Here is a 19344-nt window from a genome sequence, read left to right as displayed (position 1 = left end):
CGGACAGCGTGCTAGCACGCCCCTTACCTCGCCGCCCAGCGTCGGCGGCCTCTGCCAACAACAACAAAGGGTTCTCTATGAGCAGTTCTATCGTACTGGGGATATTCTGGCACTTTGTCGGCGCCACCAGCGCCGCTTGCTTCTATGCCCCCTACAAGAAGGTGCGTCACTGGTCCTGGGAAACCATGTGGTCACTCGGCGGCCTCTTCTCCTGGATCATCCTGCCGTGGGGCATCAGCTACTGGCTGCTGCCTGACTTCTGGGCCTACTACGGCAGTTTCAGCGCCAGCGTGCTGTTGCCGGTGTTCCTGTTCGGCGCGATGTGGGGCGTCGGCAACATCGGCTATGGCCTGACGATGCGCTACCTCGGCATGTCGCTCGGCATTGGCATCGCCATCGGCATCACCCTGATCATCGGCACCCTGATGACCCCCATCATCCAGGGGCGCTTCGGCATGATGATCGGCACCCCCGGCGGCCGCATGACGCTGCTCGGCGTGCTGGTGGCGGTGGTGGGCGTCGGCATTGTCACCTACGCTGGCCTGCTAAAGGAGCGGGCGCTCGGCATCCGTGCCGAGGAGTTCAACCTGCGCAAGGGGCTGGCACTGGCGATAATGTGCGGCGTCTTCTCCGCTGGCATGTCCTTCGCGATGGACGCTGCCAAGCCGATGCATGACGCGGCGGCCCAGATCGGCATCAGCCCGCTCTATGTGGCGCTGCCGAGCTACGTGGTGATCATGGGCGGCGGCGCGCTGATTAACCTTGGCTTCTGCATCCTCCGCCTGATGACGCGGCGCGATCTCTCGCTGCGCGCCGATCTCTCGGTGGCCTCGTCGGTGCTGTTGACCAACGTGCTCTTCTCGGTGCTGGCCGGGGTGATGTGGTATTTGCAGTTCTTCTTCTACGCGTGGGGCCACGCCAGCATCCCGGTTCAGTATGACTACATGAGCTGGATGCTGCACATGAGCTTCTACGTGCTGGGTGGCGGCATCGTCGGGCTGCTGCTGAAGGAGTGGCTGAGCACCGGCACCAAGCCGACGCGCATCCTCTGCCTCGGCGCGCTGGTGATTGTGCTGGCGGCCAACATTGTCGGCATGGGCATGGCCTCCTGACCCTATGCGCCATGAAAAAGGGCAGCCCACGGGCTGCCCTTTTTGTTAGCCGTTGACTGGCATCCGGTCGGGATCGGGGTAGCGGTAACTGAACCCCAGTTCCTGGCAGATCAGTTCACCTTCGACGATTTTCCCCTCACTCTCCGCCTCATCCAGAAACTCCGGGCGCGGCACGCCCAACCGGTCGGCGGCATGGCGGTAGAAGTCCCGTTTCGACGGATGCTGCGGCGCGCAGAGGTTGTAGGTATGGCCGCCCTGCGGCTGACGCAACAGCAGCTGGATGGCGGCGATCACATCATCCTGATGCACCAGATTGACGCCGTGGGAGCCATTTTTCAGCCCCAGCTTGCCCGAGAGGAACCGGCCGGGGTGGCGATCCTGCCCCACCAGCCCGCCCAGTCGCAGGATGTCCACCGAGGTGTTCGGCAGCTGGTGCAGCCAGTTCTCCAGCGTCACCAGCGCTTTGCCGCTGTGGCTGGCTGGCTCAAGCGGCGAGGACTCCTGCCGCCGCCCCGGCGCGTCGCCATACACCGCGGTGGAGCTGGTGAGGACAATGCGCGGCACCTGATGCGCCAGCGCGCTGTCCACCAGCAGCTGTACCGCGTGCAGATAGTGGGCGCTCCCCTCCGGCGTGCGGCGTGCTGGCAGGGTGATCACCAGCGCGTCCACGTTCAGCAGCGCCGACAGGTCATCGGCGTCGCACGCTATCTCCCCCTCTGGCGTGATCTCCAGCAGGTAGCTCTCAATGCCAGCCATGCGGGCGGCGTCCACGCCATCGGGGGTGGTTTTGCTGCCCACCACCTGATAGCCCTCGGCTTTCAGTGCCATGGCCAGTGGCAGGCCAAGCCAGCCCAGCCCGATAATTGCCACGTTTTTCATACTCTCTCCTGTGTGGCCTGTTGGTGGCCCCTACGCTAGCGCGTGCCGCGTGGCGGGGCAAGCCGCCGCGCATATGGCCGATCATGAAAATCGGTCATGCCCTGAAAAAAAGGTTGCGCGACGCGTCGTCGATGGTTTAGGTTAATTGACAGTTAAATATTGAACGGCTTTTATGCCGGCCACCAGATTAGACGAGAAATTTATGAACCGCGTTCCATTCAACCACCATCATCACCATCATCCTGACTAGTCTTTCAGGCGATGTGTGCTGGAAGACGTTTAACGAATCTTCCAGCGGCGGCGGAACGCGATCGAAAAGCCCCCGGAAGATTCTTCCGGGGGCTTTTTTTTTAACCCCTTCATCACAAAGATTATTTTGACATCACATTACGGGTAAGAGGGTTCACCATGCTGGATAAAACACGTTTACGGATAGCAATGCAGAAGTCAGGCCGCCTGAGCGAGGACTCCCAGGAGCTGCTGGCGCGCTGCGGCATTAAGATCAACCTGCAACAGCAGCGTCTGATCGCCTTCGCGGAAAATATGCCGATCGACATTCTGCGCGTGCGGGATGATGACATCCCCGGTCTGGTGATGGATGGCGTGGTCGATCTCGGCATCATCGGCGAGAACGTGCTGGAAGAGGAGTTGCTGACCCGCCGCGCCCAGGGTGAAGACCCGCGCTACACCACCCTGCGCCGCCTTGATTTCGGCGGCTGCCGCCTGTCGCTGGCCACAGCCCTCGACTTTGACTACACCGGCCCGCGCAGCCTGCAAAATGCCCGCATCGCCACCTCCTACCCGCACATCCTGAAACAGTACCTCGACAAGCAGGGCGTGGAGTTCAAATCCTGCCTGTTGAACGGCTCGGTGGAAGTGGCGCCGCGCGCCGGTCTGGCGGACGCCATCTGCGATCTGGTCTCCACCGGCGCGACGCTGGAGGCCAACGGCCTGCGTGAGGTAGAGGTGATCTACCGCTCCAAGGCCTGCCTGATCCAGCGCGACGGCGAGATGCCGCAATCGAAACAGCTACTGATCGACAAACTGCTGACCCGCATCCAGGGGGTGATTCAGGCGCGTGAGTCCAAATACATCATGATGCACGCGCCGAATGAGCGGCTGGAAGAGGTGATCGCCCTGCTGCCGGGCGCGGAACGCCCGACCATCCTGCCGCTGGCCGGTGACCAGAATCGCGTGGCGATGCACATGGTCAGTAGCGAAACCCTGTTCTGGGAGACAATGGAGAAGCTGAAGGCACTGGGTGCCAGCTCCATTCTGGTGTTGCCGATTGAGAAGATGATGGAGTAAATGATGCGCGCCTTTGACCAGATCATTGATTGGGCGCAGTGCAGCGCCGAGGAGCAGCAGGCGCTGCTCACCCGTCCGGCGGTCTCCGCCTCGGCCCGCATCACCGAAACGGTGCAGGCGATCCTCGCCCGCGTGAAGCAGGAGGGCGACGCCGCGCTGCGCGACCTGAGCGCCCAGTTTGACAAGACTCAGGTTGACGCCATCCGCGTCAGCGAGGCGGAGATTGCGGCCGCCGCCGCGGGCCTCAGCGAGGAAGTGAAGCAGGCGATGGCGGTGGCGGTGCGCAACATCGACATCTTCCACAATGCGCAAAAGCTGCCGCCGGTGGACATCGAAACCCAGCCGGGCGTGCGCTGCCAGCAGCTGACGCGGCCGATTGACGCCGTGGGCCTCTATATTCCGGGTGGCTCCGCGCCACTGCCCTCGACGGTGCTGATGCTCGCCACCCCGGCGCGCATCGCCGGTTGCCGCCGCGTGGTGCTCTGCTCGCCGCCGCCGGTAGCCCCTGAGATCCTCTACGCCGCGCAGCTGTGCGGCATTCAGGAAGTCTTCCAGCTGGGTGGCGCGCAAGCGATTGCTGCGATGGCCTTCGGCACCGAGAGCGTGCCAAAAGTGGACAAGATCTTCGGGCCGGGCAATGCCTACGTCACCGAGGCGAAACGCCAGGTGAGCCAAGGGCTGGATGGCGCAGCCATCGATATGCCGGCTGGCCCCTCCGAAGTGCTGGTGATTGCCGACAGCGGCGCGACCCCGGCCTTCGTTGCCGCCGATTTGCTGTCACAGGCGGAGCACGGCCCGGACTCCCAGGTGGTGCTACTGACGCCGGATCGCGCCATCGCGCAGGCGGTGGCCGAGGCGGTGGAGAGCCAGCTCGCCACCCTGTCGCGCAGTGAGATTGCCCGTCAGGCGCTCGCCGCCAGCCGGCTGATTGTGGCGCAGGATTTGGAGGAGTGTCTGGCGATCAGCAACCGCTACGGGCCAGAGCACCTGATCCTGCAAACCCGCGAGCCGGAAGCGCTGGTTGAGCGCATCACCAGTGCTGGTTCGGTGTTCCTCGGTGACTGGTCACCGGAGTCCGCTGGCGATTACGCCTCCGGCACCAACCACGTGCTGCCGACCTATGGCTACACCTCGACCTACTCCAGCCTTGGGCTGGCCGATTTCCAGAAACGCATGACGGTGCAACAGCTGACGCCGCAGGGCCTGCTGCAACTGGCACCGACCATTGAGACCCTGGCACAGGCGGAGCAGCTGACCGCCCACAAAAATGCCGTGACCCTGCGGGTCGCCGCCCTGAAGGAGCAGCAGCCATGATCGATGACATCCTCGCGTTGGCACGTGCCAACGTGCGCGAACTGACGCCCTACCAATCGGCACGCCGCCTTGGCGGCAACGGCGACGTCTGGCTGAATGCCAATGAGTACCCGGAAGCGCCGCAATTCGCGCTGACCGCCCAGACCTTCAACCGCTACCCGGAGTGCCAACCGGCCACGGTGGTGGCGCGCTACGCCGCCTACGCTGGCCTGTCACCCTCTCAGGTACTGGTGAGCCGGGGCGCGGATGAGGGGATCGAACTGCTGATCCGCGCCTTCTGCGAGCCGGGCCGCGATGCGGTGCTCTACTGCCCGCCGACCTACGGCATGTATGGCGTCAGCGCCGAGACCTTTGGCGTCGAGCGCCGCACGGTGCCCGCGAAACGCGACTGGCAGCTCGACCTGCCGGCGATCGAAGCCGCACTGGATGGCGTGAAGCTGATCTACATTTGCAGCCCGAACAACCCGACCGGCAATCTGGTCGATCCGCAGGCGATCCGCGCGGTGCTGGAGATGGCGCGCGGCAAGGCGATCGTGGCGGTGGATGAGGCCTACATTGAGTTCTGCCCGCAGGCCACCGTCACCGGCTGGCTGGCCGAGTACCCGCACCTGGCGGTGCTGCGTACCCTCTCCAAAGCCTTCGCGCTGGCCGGGCTGCGCTGCGGCTTCACCCTGGCCAACGCGCCGCTGATCGCGCTGTTGATGAAGGTGATCGCCCCCTACCCGCTCTCCACGCCGGTGGCGGACATCGCCGCGCAGGCGCTGAGCGAACGCGGCATCGCCACCATGCGTGAGCGCGTGGCTGGCCTGCTGGCGAACCGCGCCGAATTGATGGACGCGCTGGCCGGCTGCGCCTGCGTTGAGCAGGTTTTCGCCAGCGAGAGCAATTATGTGCTGGCGCGCTTCACCGACTCCGCCAATGTCTTTAAATCCTTGTGGGATCAGGGCATTATCTTGCGAGACCAAAACAAGCAACCGGGACTGGCCGGCTGCCTGCGCATCACTGTTGGCACCCGTGAAGAGTGCCGCCGGGTGATTGATGCGCTCAAGGCGCTGCCGGCGGTGTCCGCCAATACCATGACCAGCCCCAGCAAGGAGCCGATGTGAGCCAGAAGTTTCTGTTTATTGACCGTGACGGTACGCTGATTGCCGAGCCGCCCGAGGATTTCCAGGTTGACCGGCTGGACAAGCTGGCGCTGGAGCCGGATGCCATCCCGGCCCTGCTGGCGCTTCAGGAGGCGGGCTTCCGGTTGGTGATGATCACCAATCAGGATGGCCTCGGCACCGCCAGTTTCCCGCAGGAGACCTTTGATCCGCCGCATAACCTGATGATGCAGATCTTCACCTCGCAGGGCATCCGCTTCGATGACATCCTGATCTGCCCGCACCTGCCGGATGACCACTGCGCCTGCCGCAAGCCGCGCACCGCGCTGGTGACCGGCTATCTTGAGGGCGGCGTGATGGACACCGCCAACAGCTATGTGATTGGCGACCGCGAGACGGATATCCAGCTGGCGCAGAACATGGGCATCACTGGCCTGCGCTACCAGCGCGATACGCTGAACTGGAAGGCGATTGAGAAGCAGCTGACCCAGCGTGACCGCCACGCCCACGTCAAGCGCGTGACCCGCGAAACCGACATCAACGTGGATGTCTGGCTCGATCGCGAGGGCGACAGCAAGATCAAGACCGGCGTCGGCTTCTTCGACCATATGCTCGATCAGATCGCCACCCACGGCGGCTTCCGCATGAACGTTGAGGTGAACGGCGATCTCTACATCGACGATCACCACACGGTGGAGGACACGGCGCTGGCGCTGGGCGAGGCGCTGAACAAGGCGCTGGGCGACAAGCGCGGCATCGGCCGCTTCGGTTTCGTGCTGCCGATGGATGAGTGCAAGGCGAGTTGCGCGCTGGACATCTCTGGCCGTCCGCACCTGGAGTTCAAGGCGGAGTTCAGCTACCAGCGCGTCGGCGACCTGAGCACGGAGATGGTGGAGCACTTCTTCCGCTCGCTCTCCTACGCCATGGCCTGCACCCTGCACCTGAAAACCAAGGGCAAGAACGATCACCACCGCGTGGAGAGTCTGTTCAAAGCCTTTGGCCGCACCCTGCGTCAGGCGATCCGTGTTGAGGGCAACACCCTGCCCAGCTCGAAAGGAGTGCTGTAAATGAACGTGGTGATTCTGGATACCGGCTGCGCCAACCTCTCCTCCGTCAACTATGCCATCCAGCGCCTCGGCTATACGCCGCAGGTGAGCCGCGAGGCGGACATTGTGCTGCGCGCTGACAAGCTGTTCCTGCCGGGCGTCGGCACCGCGCGGGCGGCCATGGACCAGCTGGCGGAGCGTGACCTGATTGACCTGATCAAGGCCTGCACCCAGCCGGTGCTGGGCATCTGCCTGGGGATGCAATTGCTGGCCAGCGCCAGCGAGGAGAGCGGCGGTGTGCCGACCCTCGGCATTATTGATACGCCGGTCACCAAAATGGTGGATCATGGCCTGCCGCTGCCGCACATGGGCTGGAACAAGGTCACCGCCAACGCAGACAGCCACCTGTTCCGCGGCATCAGCGACGATGCCTACTTCTACTTCGTTCACGGATACGCCATGCCTGTATGCGCCAATACCATCGCGCAAGCCAACTACGGCGAACCCTTCACCGCCGCCGTCGCCAAAGACAACTTCTTCGGCGTGCAGTTTCACCCGGAGCGCTCTGGCGCGGCGGGCGCGCAACTGCTGAAAAACTTTCTGGAGATGTAAGCAGCATGATCATTCCCGCTTTGGACTTAATTGACGGTAGCGTGGTGCGGCTGCATCAGGGCGACTACGGCCAGCAGCGCGACTACGGCAATACGCCGCTGCCGCGTTTGCAGGATTACCAGCAACAGGGGGCGCAGGTGCTGCATCTGGTTGACCTGACCGGCGCGAAAGATCCGGCGGCGCGCCAGATCCCGCTGTTGCGCAGCCTGCTGGCTGGCGTCGGGGTGCCGGTGCAGGTCGGCGGCGGCATTCGCAGCGAGCAGGATGTCGAGGCATTGCTGGAAGCCGGTGCGGCCCGCGTGGTGGTCGGCTCCACTGCCGTCAAGCAGCCAGCCACCGTGCAGCGCTGGTTTGACCGTTTTGGGGCGGACGCGCTGGTGCTGGCGCTGGATGTGCGCATCGGCGACGATGGCGCCAAGCGCGTGGCGGTCAGCGGCTGGCAGGAGGCGTCTGACGCCACGCTGGAGCAGCTGGTGGAGGCCTACCTGCCCTTCGGCCTGAAGCACGTGCTCTGCACGGACATCTCGCGGGATGGCACCCTGGCCGGTTCCAACGTCGAACTTTACCGCGAGATCAGCCAGCGCTACCCGCAGGTGGCGTTTCAGGCCTCCGGCGGCATTGGCAACCTGGATGACATCACCGCCCTGCGCGGCAGCGGCGTGCAGGGGGTGATCGTCGGCCGAGCCCTGCTGGAAGGCAAATTTAACGTGAAGGAGGCGATCGCATGTTGGCAAAACGGATAATTCCCTGCCTCGACGTCAAGGCGGGTCAGGTGGTCAAGGGCGTCCAGTTCCGCAACCATGAGATAATTGGCGACATCGTGCCGCTGGCGCAGCGCTACGCCGCCGAGGGCGCGGATGAACTGGTGTTCTATGACATCACCGCCTCCTCCGATGACCGGGTCGTCGACAAGAGCTGGGTGGCGCGCGTGGCCGAGGTGATTGACATCCCGTTCTGCGTGGCTGGCGGCATCAAGAGTGCCGAGGACGCGGCGCAGATCCTCTCCTTCGGCGCGGACAAGATCTCCATCAACTCGCCGGCGCTGGCCGATCCGTCGCTGATCACCCGTCTGGCCGATCGCTTTGGCGTGCAGTGCATCGTGGTGGGCATCGACACCTGGTTTGACGCCGACAGCGGCCTGTACCATGTCAACCAGTACACCGGCGACGAGAGCCGCACCAAGGTCACCACCTGGCAGACGCTGGAGTGGGTGAAAGAGGTGCAGGCACGCGGGGCGGGCGAGATTGTGCTCAACATGATGAATCAGGATGGCGTGCGCAACGGCTACGATCTGGCGCAGCTGCGTCAGGTACGCGAGCTGTGCCATGTGCCGCTGATCGCCTCTGGCGGCGCGGGCACCATGGAGCACTTCTTGGAAGCCTTCCGCGACGCGGGCGTCGATGGCGCGTTGGCGGCCTCGGTGTTCCACAAGCAGATTATCAATATCGGTGAGTTAAAAGGCTATTTGGCCGACAATGGCGTGGAGATCAGAACGTGTTAAGCGAACAACAGAAGGCCCAACTCGACTGGGAGAAGACCGGTGACCTGATGCCGGTGATTGTCCAACACGCCGTCTCCGGCGAGGTGCTGATGCTGGGCTACATGAACCACGCGGCACTGGCGGCCACCGAAGAGAGCGGCCACGTCACCTTCTGGTCACGCACCAAACAGCGCCTGTGGACCAAGGGCGAAAGCTCCGGCCACTTCCTGAACGTCGTCAGCATCACCCCTGACTGCGACCATGACACCCTGCTGGTGCTGGCCAACCCCATCGGCCCCACCTGCCACCTCGGCAACAGCAGCTGCTTCCACCCGGCCACCAGCGACTGGGGCTTCCTCTACCAGCTGGAGCAGTTGCTGGCAGAGCGCAAGAGCGCCGATCCGGCCAGCTCCTACACCGCCCGCCTCTACGCCAGCGGCACCAAGCGCATCGCCCAGAAAGTGGGTGAGGAAGGCGTGGAGACCGCACTGGCCGCCACGGTGCATGACCGCGAGGAGCTGACCAATGAGGCTTCTGACCTGCTCTACCACCTGATGGTGCTGTTGCAGGATCAGGATCTCTCGATGAGCGACATCATCGCCAACCTGCGCCAGCGCCACCAGTAAGCGCTGGCCTGACGCAAGGCATAAAAAAAGCCGCCGGATTATCCGGCGGCTTTTTCATGGGCGGTGTATCAACCCCAGGTGGCGATTAGTCCAGCCACTCGGTGTGGAACACACCCTCTTTGTCGATACGCTTGTAGGTGTGCGCGCCGAAGTAGTCACGCTGCGCCTGAATCAGGTTCGCCGGCAGTACCGCGGAACGGTAGCTGTCGTAGTAGTTGATTGCCGCAGAGAAGGTCGGGGTCGGGATACCGTTCTGCACCGCGTAAGCCACCACGTCACGCAGGGCCTGTTGGTACTCGTCAGCGATGTTTTTGAAGTACGGCGCCAGCAGCAGGTTCGCGATGGAGGCGTTCTCTGCGTAGGCATCGGTGATCTTCTGCAGGAACTGGGCACGGATGATGCAACCAGCGCGGAAGATCTTGGCGATTTCGCCGTAGTTCAGGCTCCAGTTGTTCTCGTCGGAAGCCGCTTTCAGCTGGGAGAAGCCCTGTGCATAGGAGACGATTTTGCCCAGGTAGAGCGCGCGGCGCACTTTCTCGATGAACTCAGCCTTATCGCCTTCCACCGCTTTCACGGACGGGCCGCTCAGCACTTTGGACGCGGCAACGCGCTGATCTTTCAGGGAGGAGAGGTAGCGGGCGAACACGGATTCCGTGATCAGGGTCAGCGGCTCGCCGAGATCCAGGGAGCTTTGGCTGGTCCACTTACCGGTGCCTTTGTTGGCTGCTTCGTCAAGGATGACGTCAACCAGATAGTTACCCTCTTCATCTTTCTTGGTGAAGATATCTTTGGTGATGTCGATCAGGTAGCTGCTCAGCTCGCCTTCGTTCCACTCGCTGAAGGTTTTCGCCAGCTCTTCGTTGTTCAGGTTCAGCGCGCTTTTCAGCAGGGAGTACGCCTCTGCGATCAGCTGCATGTCGCCATACTCGATGCCGTTGTGCACCATCTTCACGTAGTGGCCTGCGCCGTCCGGGCCGATGTAGGCCACGCACGCTTCGCCTTCTGCACGGGCCGCGATCTGCTCGAGGATCGGGGCCACCAGCTCATAGGCCTCTTTCTGGCCGCCAGGCATGATGGATGGGCCTTTCAGTGCGCCCTCTTCACCGCCGGAGACGCCGGTGCCGATGAAGTTGAAGCCCTGCTCGGAGAGTTCACGGTTACGGCGGATGGTATCTTTATAGAAGGTGTTGCCGCCATCGATCAGGATGTCACCTTTATCCAGGTGCGGCGTCAGGGAGGCGATGGTTTTGTCGGTGGCTTCGCCCGCTTTTACCATCAGCAGGATGCGGCGAGGCTTCTCCAGCGACTCAACAAACTCTTCAACCGTGTAGTGCGGCACCAGATTTTTGCCTGGGTTCTCAGCGATAACTTCGTCAGTCTTGTCGCCAGAACGGTTGAAGATAGAAACGGAATAACCACGGCTTTCGATGTTAAGCGCGAGGTTACGGCCCATGACCGCCATACCGACAACGCCGATCTGTTGTTTGGACATTAGCAACTCCTGTCTGAAATATACGATAGCCCGCAACTGCATAACCCTCTGTTATCAGGGGATTTAACGCGCCGGGCCTCACAGATGAACACCCGCATTGTACATGAGAAAAGGCGCCCGTGTACCTATCGCAGCCATTACATTCATCTTACAACGCCTGGCCGCGTGACACGTGCCTGCCCCCGCTCACCCTGCGGGCCTGCCGGATTACTTTACCGGTAACATTAAAAAAATACAGAGCAAAATGCGCCGGGATGCGGTTAATTTTAGCCGCTGGCGGCCAAAAGGGGCAGCCAGGCCGCACCCGGCGCGGCTATTTCGGATTCGGCAACTGGGCCAGACAGCGCTGATTAAGACTTTTACGCTGTTGGTCACTGAACCAGCCCCACTTATTGAAGTAGCGCACCGCCGACGTCATGTGGAACAGCAGGAAGCGGAAATCCCGGTAGGAGCGACGCTGCGACTCATGGATCACCACCGCCTCCGGGCAGTAGCTCACCAGATGCTGCGCCTGGCAGACGCGGCGCGAGAGATCCACATCCTCTAAATAGAGGAAGAAGCGGGTATCAAAGCCCACCACATCCGCCAGCGCACGGCGGCTGAGCAGCATAAAACAGCCGGAGAGCGAGGGCGCGAAGAACGCCTGACTGTAGTCAGCGTTGCGCAGTTCATACTCGGTATTGATATTGCTGGAGAAACGCGACACGAACCGCCGGATCAGCAGTTGGTAAGGTGATGGCAGCAGCTTGCAGCCATGTTGCAGGCTGCCATCCGGGTAGATCACTTTCGGGATCGACAGCCCGGTCTGGTGGCGCACGCTGAACGCGTACAGTTTGTCCACCTCACCGCGGTTGAACGCGATGTCCGGGTTGCAGATCAGGATAAACTCCGCCGCCTGCCGGTAGCGTTGCAGCACGGCATTGTGCCCGGCACCAAAGCCCCGGTTGACCGGCAGGGTGATGATCTCCAGCTTCTCATGGGTCAGGGTGGCCAGCCAGCCACAGCAGGCGCCATTATCCACGATAACGACTTTCGATATGCTCTCCTCGTAGAACAACGAGTGGAGCGTTTCCTCAACATCCTGATAGGTATGTTTATACAACACCAGAGAAGCAATTATTTTCACCAAGGACACCAAATTAAAGTCTGTTAAGCAGCACATACGTGAGCGTGGTCAGCATACCTATCGCCTGCTGATGGTACACACCCGCCTTACGGCACAGCCGCAGGCGGGCCAGCAGGCCACGCTGGCGGATCTGCCGGAACGCCGCCAGTTGGCTGGCGCTCTCTGCGGTCAGGTCATCTGCCACGCACATCAGTGCCTGATAGTTACGATCGTTCCAGCCTGCCGCCCGGCCAGCGTGCGCGGCCATAAAGTTGCGCAACCGGCGCAGGGGCGACATGCCATTGCCTATCTGGTTATTGCCATGCTGGCGATAGAGCACGGTCGGCGTCGGGTCGAACCGAACCACGCCACCGCAGCCGCTCACGATTTGGTACAGCGACCAGTCATGCACCACCAGCGGCGCGCCGTGCGCCTTTTGCAATAACGTCCTTGCCTTATGATTGAAGACCATGGTGTTGCCGCTGGCAATATTCTGTAGCAATGCATTGCCAAAACCGGGAGGTTTGCGGTAATCCGGTGAAAAACCAACCAGATTGCCGGCCTCATCCGTGAGCCGGGTACGCGAACAGTAGAGCGCCGGCACCGCCGGATCGACCTGCTCAAGCCAGGCCACCGCCCGGCTCAATTTGTCGTCAAGCCAGATGTCATCCTGATCGGCGAAGGCATAGTACTGCGCCTTAATGTCCGGATGGCTGATCAATGACATGAAGTTTTCACAAAAACCGCGTTGCGGCCCAGCCAGACAGCGCCCCGCCACACCCGGCTGGGCCAGAAACGCCTCAATCAGCGCTGGCGTGCCGTCGCTTGAGCCGTCATCTGACGCCCATAACGTCCAGTGTGGATAGGTTTGCGCGCGGAAAGAGTCCAGCTGCGCCGCCAAATGGGCCGCACCGTTGTAGCAGCCCATGAGGATGGCGACCTGCGCCGGAAGCGGGTCAGAATGTGGCGTGTTTGTGGGAAGCAGAGAATCCATCGCTTATGCCTCTGAGAACAGAGGAGGGCTTGCGCCCTCCCCGATCGTCTTTATTCACCGGATTCCCGGGGTGGGAATGACAGCGTAAAGTGATGGTTCATCAAATCCAGATTGGGGTTGAAGGCGGGATCACAATCCAGTTCATGCCTGTGGGCACTCTCCATATAGGCAATTTCACGCTTGAACCGCTCAATTTTTTCCGGTGCCAGATCGTTACCACGTGTGGCGGACTCATGGTGATAGAGTTCGGCAAACGGCGTCCACAGGTTGCGGTAGCCCGCATTGCGCACCCGGATGCAGAAGTCGACATCATTGAACGCCACCGTCAGGTTCTGCTCCTCCAGCCCATTGACCTGCTCATAGACTGACTTGCGGATCACCAAACAGGCTGCCGTAACGGCCGAGTAGTTCTGCACCAGCCAGGCGCGGCCAAAGTAGCCGGGGTTCTCACGGGTAATGCCCAAGTGGACATGCCCGGCCACCCCGCCCATCCCCAGTACCACGCCGGCATGTTGGATGGTGTCATTGGGGTACCACAGACGGGCGCCGACGGCACCAATTTCTGGGCGCAGGGCATGGCTGACCATCTCATCCAGCCAATCAGGAGAGATGACCTCAATATCATTGTTCAGCAGACAGATCAGCTCGCCGCGTGCCGCTTTAACCGCCTCATTGTTCAGCGCAGAGTAGTTGAAAGGACGATCGTCACGCAGCACCGTGACGTTGTCACGCTGATTCAACTCTGCAAAGTAGGCAACGGCCTCGGCATCATCACTGCCGTTATCCACCAGAATGATCTCGTAATCGGGATAGGTGGTTTTCTGGGTGATGCTGTCAATGCACTGCTGCACCAGATTTTTGCCGTTACGGGTAGGAATGACGATGGAAACCCGTGGCGGTACTGCTGGCAGGGCATACTTCACCCGCAACATGTTCATCCCCTCAACGGCCTCATCCACCTCGGCACGAATACCCTGCCTTTCCAGATGCTCCCGCACCACTTTCATTGCCGCCAGGAATGCATAGGGCTTCTCACCGCCGCTGGCTGCCGTACTGCCTGGAATGATCCGCCAGTGGTAGAGCACTTTCGGGATATGGCGCACCGTCTCATGCCCTGCCTCTTCGAGGCAGCGCAACGCCAGATCGTAATCCTGGCTACCTTCAACCCCCAGACGGAAGCCGCCCACCTTCTCAATCAGGCTGCGTTTATAGACGCCCAGATGCGAGAACATGTTCTGCGACAAGAAGAGATCCGGGTTCCAGTCGGGTTTGAAATAGGGGTGGCAACGCACGCCCTGTGGATCCATCTTATCTTCGTCACTGTAGAACATGCTCGCCTCGGGATGAGCCAGCACGGCTTTGGTGACTTCGAACAGGGCATGCGCCGGCAGCAGGTCGTCATGGTCAAGCAGGGCAATGTACTCCCCGGTCGCCAACGCCAGCGCACTGTTACTGGCGGCCGAAATGTGTCCGTTCTGCTCACGCAGACAGATTTTGATGCGCGGATCCTTGGCGGCATAGGATTTAAGCACCTGCTGCACTTCCGCATTGGGCGAGCAGTCATCGGCGATGCACAGTTCCCAGTGGGGGTAGACCTGATTCCGGACGGACTCGATCGCCTCGCTCAACAGTGCTACCGGCGGGTTATAGGCCGGCATTACCACGCTGATGACCGGGTAACGGTCAAAGTGCTCAATCTCCTGCAACGCCTGCTCACGCTGCGCCGGGCCAAAGGTGTCATATAGCCCGACCCACTCCTCATAATCAGAGCGGCGCTGTGCTGGCGTGATGATCGCCGCCTGATTCAATTTCCCACGCGCACGTGCGAGGATGCCGCCAACCCCTTCCCGGCGCAATGTGCGGTAGACGTAGTCGGCCAGAGGCTTCCAGCCGCCCATTTCGCGGGCATATTGCGGCGCATTTTTTGCCAGCCGCCCCACAGAGTGGAATTTGTGCACGGCAAAATGGGCGTATTTGCGCTTATCGGCTGGCATTCGGCGGCTAATCGCCCGCAGTGGTGCCGTTGCGCGCCAGCTGGCGGAGCGGTATACCCCTGCCAGATTTTGGTCCAGGTTGACCGCATGCTGGTTTAACTCAGCGAGATGATGGTGGAGATCATTGGCTTGCTGATTCAGGTGGGCAATTTGCAGATTGAGCGCGTCCACCTCCTCCTGCGAGTAGCTGATAGCGTCTCGGCCCTCATTCAACCGGGTGAGTTGCTGCTCAAGAAGCCGATTCTCCTTGATCAGCACATGCTGCACCTGCACCAACAACTCTTTCTCGTGGTTCAAGCTGGCGAGATCGTCCTGGCGGGCCGCCCGCTCCTCTTCAGCGGCAGCTTGTAAGAGCGTGATGTGATCGCCCACCTGACCAAGGTCAACGCGGATCCGCAGGCCAACGTGGCGCAGCTGTTCAGCAATCGGCTCAGGCTCTTTATTCTGGATGCGCGCCATAAAGGCGGCATCCTGCTGCAGATAGGTCATGCCATCCTGCTCATCGCACTCAAAGCCTACGGCCTGCATCAGGGCCAGCGTCAGCTCAAACACATTGTGGCTACACTCCGGCGGCAGGGAGGCCAGCGAGGTGATGCGGAACAGGGAGTGATAAAGGCCGCGGTACGCGATATAACCCAATGAAACCGTCTCTTCCGGCTCCCACTCCAGGTCGAAGTAAATAATCTCCCCTTCCGGGGTGCGCATGGCGTTGAAGGGCAAAGCATCCTGATACTCCGGTGGCAGCGCCAGCGCTTTGTCATACGCGCCTGCCGGGTGGCCGGCACGCGTCAGCAGGCTATCCAGCCAGCTAGTCGCCCACGCCTTCAGATCATCGAACGTCCAGCCGGTGCGGTTGACCTGTTGCAGCAACTCCAGCCACAGGGAGGCACCGTGAATAAAAGCGCTCTCCTCCGGCTGGTTATGGCAAATAAAGCTGGTCTCGCCAGCGGCCTCCACCATTGGGCCGGTGTAGACCTGTAGCCCGCCTTCGCCAGTATGATCAAAACGGGTAATTTTGTTGAAGGCCGGAATGCGGCCATCGGTAAAGTGGTAAGCCGCCGTCTGTGGGTGCAGCGAGGGCGCTTGCGGTTGCTTGCTGCACACCATCAGGAAGGAGTTGGCCAGATCGGGCGCGGCGCCATTCTCCCAGACACTTTTGGTCGCCTGTTCCAGTGAGAAGAGATAGAGCGGGATTTGTTGAGGATCCTGGTGTACGGACTCAATCACCAGCGGCGTCAGGGAGGTCGCGTATTGCTGCCATCCCAACGGAGTGACCATCGTCACTGGCAATTTGTAGTCCGGCAGCGGCAGGTACTCCTGTACCTCACCAAAGCCGCTGCGGGTCATCAGCGCCAGAAGATCCCGGCGACCGAGGGTGCTGACGCCATTTCCGTCATAGGCATTATTGATGCCAACCATCGGTTGCCCAAGGTGATCCTCATTGGCACCGGAAAAATACTTCAGGCCCAGCTTATTTTCGATGGCGACAAACAGACGCCCATCAGCGGTCAGGCGGCGCTGGCAATCTTCCAGCAAACGTTGCTGCCCGTTTGGCCCAAGGAACATATTGGCGTACTCCAGTACGCCCACCAGCAACACCGCATCAAACTCCCCTAAATCGGGCAGGGTATCGCTTGGCGCAGAGACAACCGTAACATTAGGTAAATCACGGGTGCGTTGACGGGCAATCTGCGCCCGGCGCAGGCTGCCCTCGACGGAGACCACCTCCGCACAGGACTCACCCAGAAAACGGCTAATGGCCCCGCAGCCGCAGCCAATTTCCAACACCCGCTTGCCGTTAAACCACTCTTTGAAGGGCAGCAGCAGGTTTGAGCGGCGCGAAATCAGGTGATAGGTGGAGGGCCAATCCTTCATCTTTTCACTCAACTCCAGTGAATAGACGCCCAAGTCGCTGGCTTGGGTCACCGCATCCAGAACGTAGTTCTCAATCGCATCGCCGTCGTTGTAACCAAAGGTCTGTTTTGTATCCTGGCACCATACACCGGTGGGTTCATTCAGAACAAAATCGTGCGCAGAGAGGCTGTGATGTGTGTCAATCTGTTTCAAATTTAATTCTCGCATTCAGATCAGCTAAACCGGTGAACGTCCCTACCGGCTGCACAGTAAGATGGATTGAGTCATAACGGCGGTCGTGCGGAATGATTTCACCGCTGGCGGAGCAGCTGGCGATCCCAACTGACACAAAGTAGTCCCCTTCATACAGGGTGACAGGCATCACCACCGTAACCAGGGTCTCAGCGCCGGGCTTACCTTCATTCAGCAGGTCAATATGTTGAATTTCAGAGTTGGTGTTATAGATAGTGACCCCCTCCTTGGTTTTGACGGCAAAGCCAAAGATTGGGCGCACCACCAGCGCATTGAAGCGTACCCGGAAGGTAAAACGGATTTCCTCACGCGGGGTCAGGCTGACTGGATAGGCCTCGCCCGCCTGCTCAAGATGGAAATCGACCAGCTCAGCCGCGCGGTCACCCCAGCGGTACTCCGCCGGATTGTAGTTCACCCGCTCATCATAGCTGCCTGCAACCAACGCTTTCAGCGGCAGGCGCGCTGGGGTTTTGCCCTCTTCTCGGGCCGAGCGTTCGGTCTCTCCGACCACCGCCTCCTCAATTAGCGCTGCCGCCTCTTCGCGCGCGCCCTTCTCTTTTTGCGGCTTACCAAACAGGATATCCAGGTAGCGGTTGACCACGTCACGCGGCTTGCCCTGCACCTGCACATGGCCGCCATCGAGCAGCAGCGCACTGTCACAGTGGGTGACAATCTGTTCAGTGGCATGTGAAACAAAAAGAATGGAGGTGCCCTGCTCTTTCAGCTTTTTCAGGCGCGCGAAACATTTCGCCTGAAATTTGGCATCGCCGACGGCCAGCGCCTCATCAACGATCAAAATTTCCGGGTCAATTTGCGCCTGCACCGCAAACGCCAGTCGCACCAGCATCCCGCTGGAGTAGGCGCGCACGGGCGAGTCGATAAAGTGGCCAATGTCGGCAAAGGCGAGGATGTCATCCAGTTTGGCGTCGGTCTCCTCGCGGCTCAGCCCCAACAGCGAGGCGTTCAGGTAGACGTTGTCCCGACCGCTGAAATCATTGTTAAACCCAGCCCCCAGCTCCAGCAGCGCCGCTACCCGGCCATTGACTTTGACATCACCGGCAGTGGGCGTCAGCGTACCCGCGATGATTTGCAGCAATGTCGATTTGCCTGAGCCATTGCGCCCGACAATTCCCATTGTCTGCCCACGCGGCAACTCCAGCGAGACATCGCGCAGCGCCCAGAAATCCTGATGATAGACTCGCGGCTGTCGGCCAAGACGTCGATCAAATTGTGGGACGATAAATTGTTGGAGCCGGCGAATGGGGCTCTCATACACCTGATAGCATTTGCTTATATTTTCAATGCGGATCGCATAATCATTAGAGGACATCTGCAAATCCCTTTCTCGTCTTTTGGAACCAGGCATATCCCAGCCACATCACCACCATCGCCACCAGGGTATAGGCTCCCAGGCCCGCAAAATCAGGCAATTTGCCCCAAATCAGCACCGCCCGCGCCTGCTCGATAATGAAGGTGAGCGGGTTGAGCAGGATCACTGGCTGCAACTCTTCTGGCAGAGCGGCAATCGGGAAAAACACGGTGGAGAGGTACATCATTACAATCATCAGCAACGAGACCGTCTGTCCGACATCGCGCACAAAGACCCCAAGCGAGGCGACAAACCACGCCAGCCCGAGCGTCATGAGCAGCAGCGGCAAAAACACCAGCGGCGCGAACAGCGCTGTCCAGTAGAGGTGGCCGTTGAAGATGAAAAAGGCCACCAGCAGTACCAGCAGACTGATCAGGCTGTGGAACAGCACTGAGCAGAGGGTGACGATGGGCAAAATCTCCAGCGGGAACACCACTTTCTTCACATAGTTGGCATTTTGGACAATCAGAAAGGGCGCGCGATTGAGCACTTCGGCGAACAGGCCGTGGGTGATTAATCCGACAAACAGAATGATGGCAAAATCCATTTTCGATTCACTGGCATCCGCCCCGGCCCAGCGAGCCTTGAAGACCACAGAGAAGACCAGCGTGTAGACCGCCAGCATAAAAATGGGGTTGATGAATGACCAGAGCAGGCCCATGACCGAGCCTTTGTAACGCCCGATCACATCCCGTTTGGCCATCTGATAAATGAGGTTCCGGTGTACCCAGGTGTTGGCTGCCAATGAGAGCAGCGAGGCGGGCTTGCGCGAATGTGGATTCATTACCTTTCTCTTACCTTGCT

17 protein-coding genes and 1 other annotated feature are annotated in these 19344 nt (G+C 60.6%); of the genes, 10 read left to right on the top strand and 7 right to left on the bottom strand.

The features are described 5' to 3' along the window. The first annotated feature begins 77 nt into the window (after window positions 1-77). The gene (rhaT, locus tag C1N62_RS06540) at window positions 78-1112 is read left to right on the top strand and encodes an L-rhamnose/proton symporter RhaT (protein WP_137762866.1); all 1035 of its coding nucleotides are present in this window, start codon (window positions 78-80) and stop codon (window positions 1110-1112) included. Window positions 1113-1157: 45 nt separating this feature from the next. On the opposite strand, the gene C1N62_RS06535 is transcribed toward rhaT, so the two are convergent. Beyond that, the gene (locus C1N62_RS06535; protein WP_137762865.1) at window positions 1158-1991 is read right to left on the bottom strand and encodes an SDR family oxidoreductase; all 834 of its coding nucleotides are present in this window, start codon (window positions 1989-1991) and stop codon (window positions 1158-1160) included. A gap of 172 nt (window positions 1992-2163) precedes the next feature. On the opposite strand from C1N62_RS06535, the gene hisL reads away from it, so the two are divergent. The 9 genes from hisL to hisIE all read left to right on the top strand — a co-directional run bounded on the left by hisL (window position 2164) and on the right by hisIE (window position 9480). Continuing rightward, window positions 2164-2241, top strand: coding sequence for a his operon leader peptide (gene hisL / locus C1N62_RS23575; RefSeq protein WP_370465595.1), 78 nt, complete (start codon window positions 2164-2166; stop codon window positions 2239-2241). Beyond that, window positions 2217-2342, top strand: a sequence feature (His leader region). (Overlaps the previous gene by 25 nt.) Window positions 2343-2399: 57 nt before the next feature. Beyond that, the gene (gene hisG / locus C1N62_RS06525) at window positions 2400-3299 is read left to right on the top strand and encodes an ATP phosphoribosyltransferase (RefSeq protein WP_137762864.1); all 900 of its coding nucleotides are present in this window, start codon (window positions 2400-2402) and stop codon (window positions 3297-3299) included. Then, window positions 3300-4613, top strand: coding sequence for a histidinol dehydrogenase (hisD, locus tag C1N62_RS06520; protein WP_370465588.1), 1314 nt, complete (start codon window positions 3300-3302; stop codon window positions 4611-4613). Next, window positions 4610-5719, top strand: a complete 1110-nt coding sequence (gene hisC / locus C1N62_RS06515) for a histidinol-phosphate transaminase (RefSeq protein WP_137762863.1) — start codon at window positions 4610-4612, stop codon at window positions 5717-5719. Before hisD ends, hisC begins: the two co-directional genes overlap by 4 nt. After that, complete coding sequence (gene hisB, locus C1N62_RS06510) at window positions 5716-6783, top strand: bifunctional histidinol-phosphatase/imidazoleglycerol-phosphate dehydratase HisB (RefSeq protein ID WP_137762862.1); 1068 nt, start codon at window positions 5716-5718, stop codon at window positions 6781-6783. The genes hisC and hisB overlap by 4 nt, the downstream gene beginning before the upstream one ends. Beyond that, window positions 6784-7374: an imidazole glycerol phosphate synthase subunit HisH gene (hisH, locus tag C1N62_RS06505; RefSeq protein WP_137762861.1), complete on the top strand. Its 591-nt coding sequence runs from the start codon at window positions 6784-6786 to the stop codon at window positions 7372-7374. It abuts the gene before it with no gap. A gap of 5 nt (window positions 7375-7379) precedes the next feature. Beyond that, window positions 7380-8117: a 1-(5-phosphoribosyl)-5-[(5-phosphoribosylamino)methylideneamino]imidazole-4-carboxamide isomerase gene (hisA, locus tag C1N62_RS06500; protein ID WP_137762860.1), complete on the top strand. Its 738-nt coding sequence runs from the start codon at window positions 7380-7382 to the stop codon at window positions 8115-8117. Then, on the top strand, window positions 8099-8875 hold the full coding sequence (gene hisF / locus C1N62_RS06495; protein ID WP_137762859.1) for an imidazole glycerol phosphate synthase subunit HisF: 777 nt from the start codon (window positions 8099-8101) through the stop codon (window positions 8873-8875). The genes hisA and hisF overlap by 19 nt, the downstream gene beginning before the upstream one ends. Beyond that, window positions 8869-9480, top strand: a complete 612-nt coding sequence (hisIE, locus tag C1N62_RS06490; protein WP_137762858.1) for a bifunctional phosphoribosyl-AMP cyclohydrolase/phosphoribosyl-ATP diphosphatase HisIE — start codon at window positions 8869-8871, stop codon at window positions 9478-9480. Before hisF ends, hisIE begins: the two co-directional genes overlap by 7 nt. An 85-nt stretch (window positions 9481-9565) precedes the next feature. Here the strand turns inward: hisIE and gndA are convergent, their stop codons facing one another. The 6 genes from gndA to C1N62_RS06460 form a co-directional block, all read right to left on the bottom strand. Next, window positions 9566-10972 (bottom strand): NADP-dependent phosphogluconate dehydrogenase, encoded by a 1407-nt coding sequence (gene gndA / locus C1N62_RS06485; RefSeq protein ID WP_137762857.1) that lies wholly within the window; start codon window positions 10970-10972, stop codon window positions 9566-9568. Window positions 10973-11285: 313 nt separating this feature from the next. Next, complete coding sequence (locus C1N62_RS06480; protein WP_137762856.1) at window positions 11286-12098, bottom strand: glycosyltransferase; 813 nt, start codon at window positions 12096-12098, stop codon at window positions 11286-11288. Between the two features lie 13 nt (window positions 12099-12111). Then, a complete protein-coding gene (locus C1N62_RS06475; RefSeq protein WP_137762855.1) occupies window positions 12112-13071 on the bottom strand; it encodes a glycosyltransferase family 2 protein in 960 nt (319 codons plus the stop codon). A gap of 50 nt (window positions 13072-13121) precedes the next feature. Then, window positions 13122-17132, bottom strand: a complete 4011-nt coding sequence (locus C1N62_RS06470) for a glycosyltransferase (RefSeq protein ID WP_168195824.1) — start codon at window positions 17130-17132, stop codon at window positions 13122-13124. Further along, window positions 17119-18501 (bottom strand): ABC transporter ATP-binding protein, encoded by a 1383-nt coding sequence (locus tag C1N62_RS06465; RefSeq protein WP_137762853.1) that lies wholly within the window; start codon window positions 18499-18501, stop codon window positions 17119-17121. Before C1N62_RS06465 ends, C1N62_RS06470 begins: the two co-directional genes overlap by 14 nt. Further along, window positions 18491-19324 (bottom strand): ABC transporter permease, encoded by an 834-nt coding sequence (locus C1N62_RS06460; protein ID WP_137762852.1) that lies wholly within the window; start codon window positions 19322-19324, stop codon window positions 18491-18493. Before C1N62_RS06460 ends, C1N62_RS06465 begins: the two co-directional genes overlap by 11 nt. Window positions 19325-19344: the final 20 nt, after the last annotated feature.

It is taken from the genome of Nissabacter sp. SGAir0207, assembly GCF_005491205.1.
GTDB lineage: Bacteria > Pseudomonadota > Gammaproteobacteria > Enterobacterales > Enterobacteriaceae > Chimaeribacter.
This window is presented reverse-complemented; position numbering and strand designations above follow the sequence as displayed.

Coding starts and splice junctions, on each gene's coding strand:
- rhaT (WP_137762866.1), top strand. CDS start 78: ATGAGCAGTTCTATCGTACTGGGGATATTCTGGCACTTTGTCGGCGCC.
- C1N62_RS06535 (WP_137762865.1), bottom strand. CDS start 1,991: ATGAAAAACGTGGCAATTATCGGGCTGGGCTGGCTTGGCCTGCCACTG.
- hisL (WP_370465595.1), top strand. CDS start 2,164: ATGCCGGCCACCAGATTAGACGAGAAATTTATGAACCGCGTTCCATTC.
- hisG (WP_137762864.1), top strand. CDS start 2,400: ATGCTGGATAAAACACGTTTACGGATAGCAATGCAGAAGTCAGGCCGC.
- hisD (WP_370465588.1), top strand. CDS start 3,300: ATGATGCGCGCCTTTGACCAGATCATTGATTGGGCGCAGTGCAGCGCC.
- hisC (WP_137762863.1), top strand. CDS start 4,610: ATGATCGATGACATCCTCGCGTTGGCACGTGCCAACGTGCGCGAACTG.
- hisH (WP_137762861.1), top strand. CDS start 6,784: ATGAACGTGGTGATTCTGGATACCGGCTGCGCCAACCTCTCCTCCGTC.
- hisA (WP_137762860.1), top strand. CDS start 7,380: ATGATCATTCCCGCTTTGGACTTAATTGACGGTAGCGTGGTGCGGCTG.
- hisF (WP_137762859.1), top strand. CDS start 8,099: ATGTTGGCAAAACGGATAATTCCCTGCCTCGACGTCAAGGCGGGTCAG.
- gndA (WP_137762857.1), bottom strand. CDS start 10,972: ATGTCCAAACAACAGATCGGCGTTGTCGGTATGGCGGTCATGGGCCGT.
- C1N62_RS06475 (WP_137762855.1), bottom strand. CDS start 13,071: ATGGATTCTCTGCTTCCCACAAACACGCCACATTCTGACCCGCTTCCG.
- C1N62_RS06465 (WP_137762853.1), bottom strand. CDS start 18,501: ATGTCCTCTAATGATTATGCGATCCGCATTGAAAATATAAGCAAATGC.
- C1N62_RS06460 (WP_137762852.1), bottom strand. CDS start 19,324: ATGAATCCACATTCGCGCAAGCCCGCCTCGCTGCTCTCATTGGCAGCC.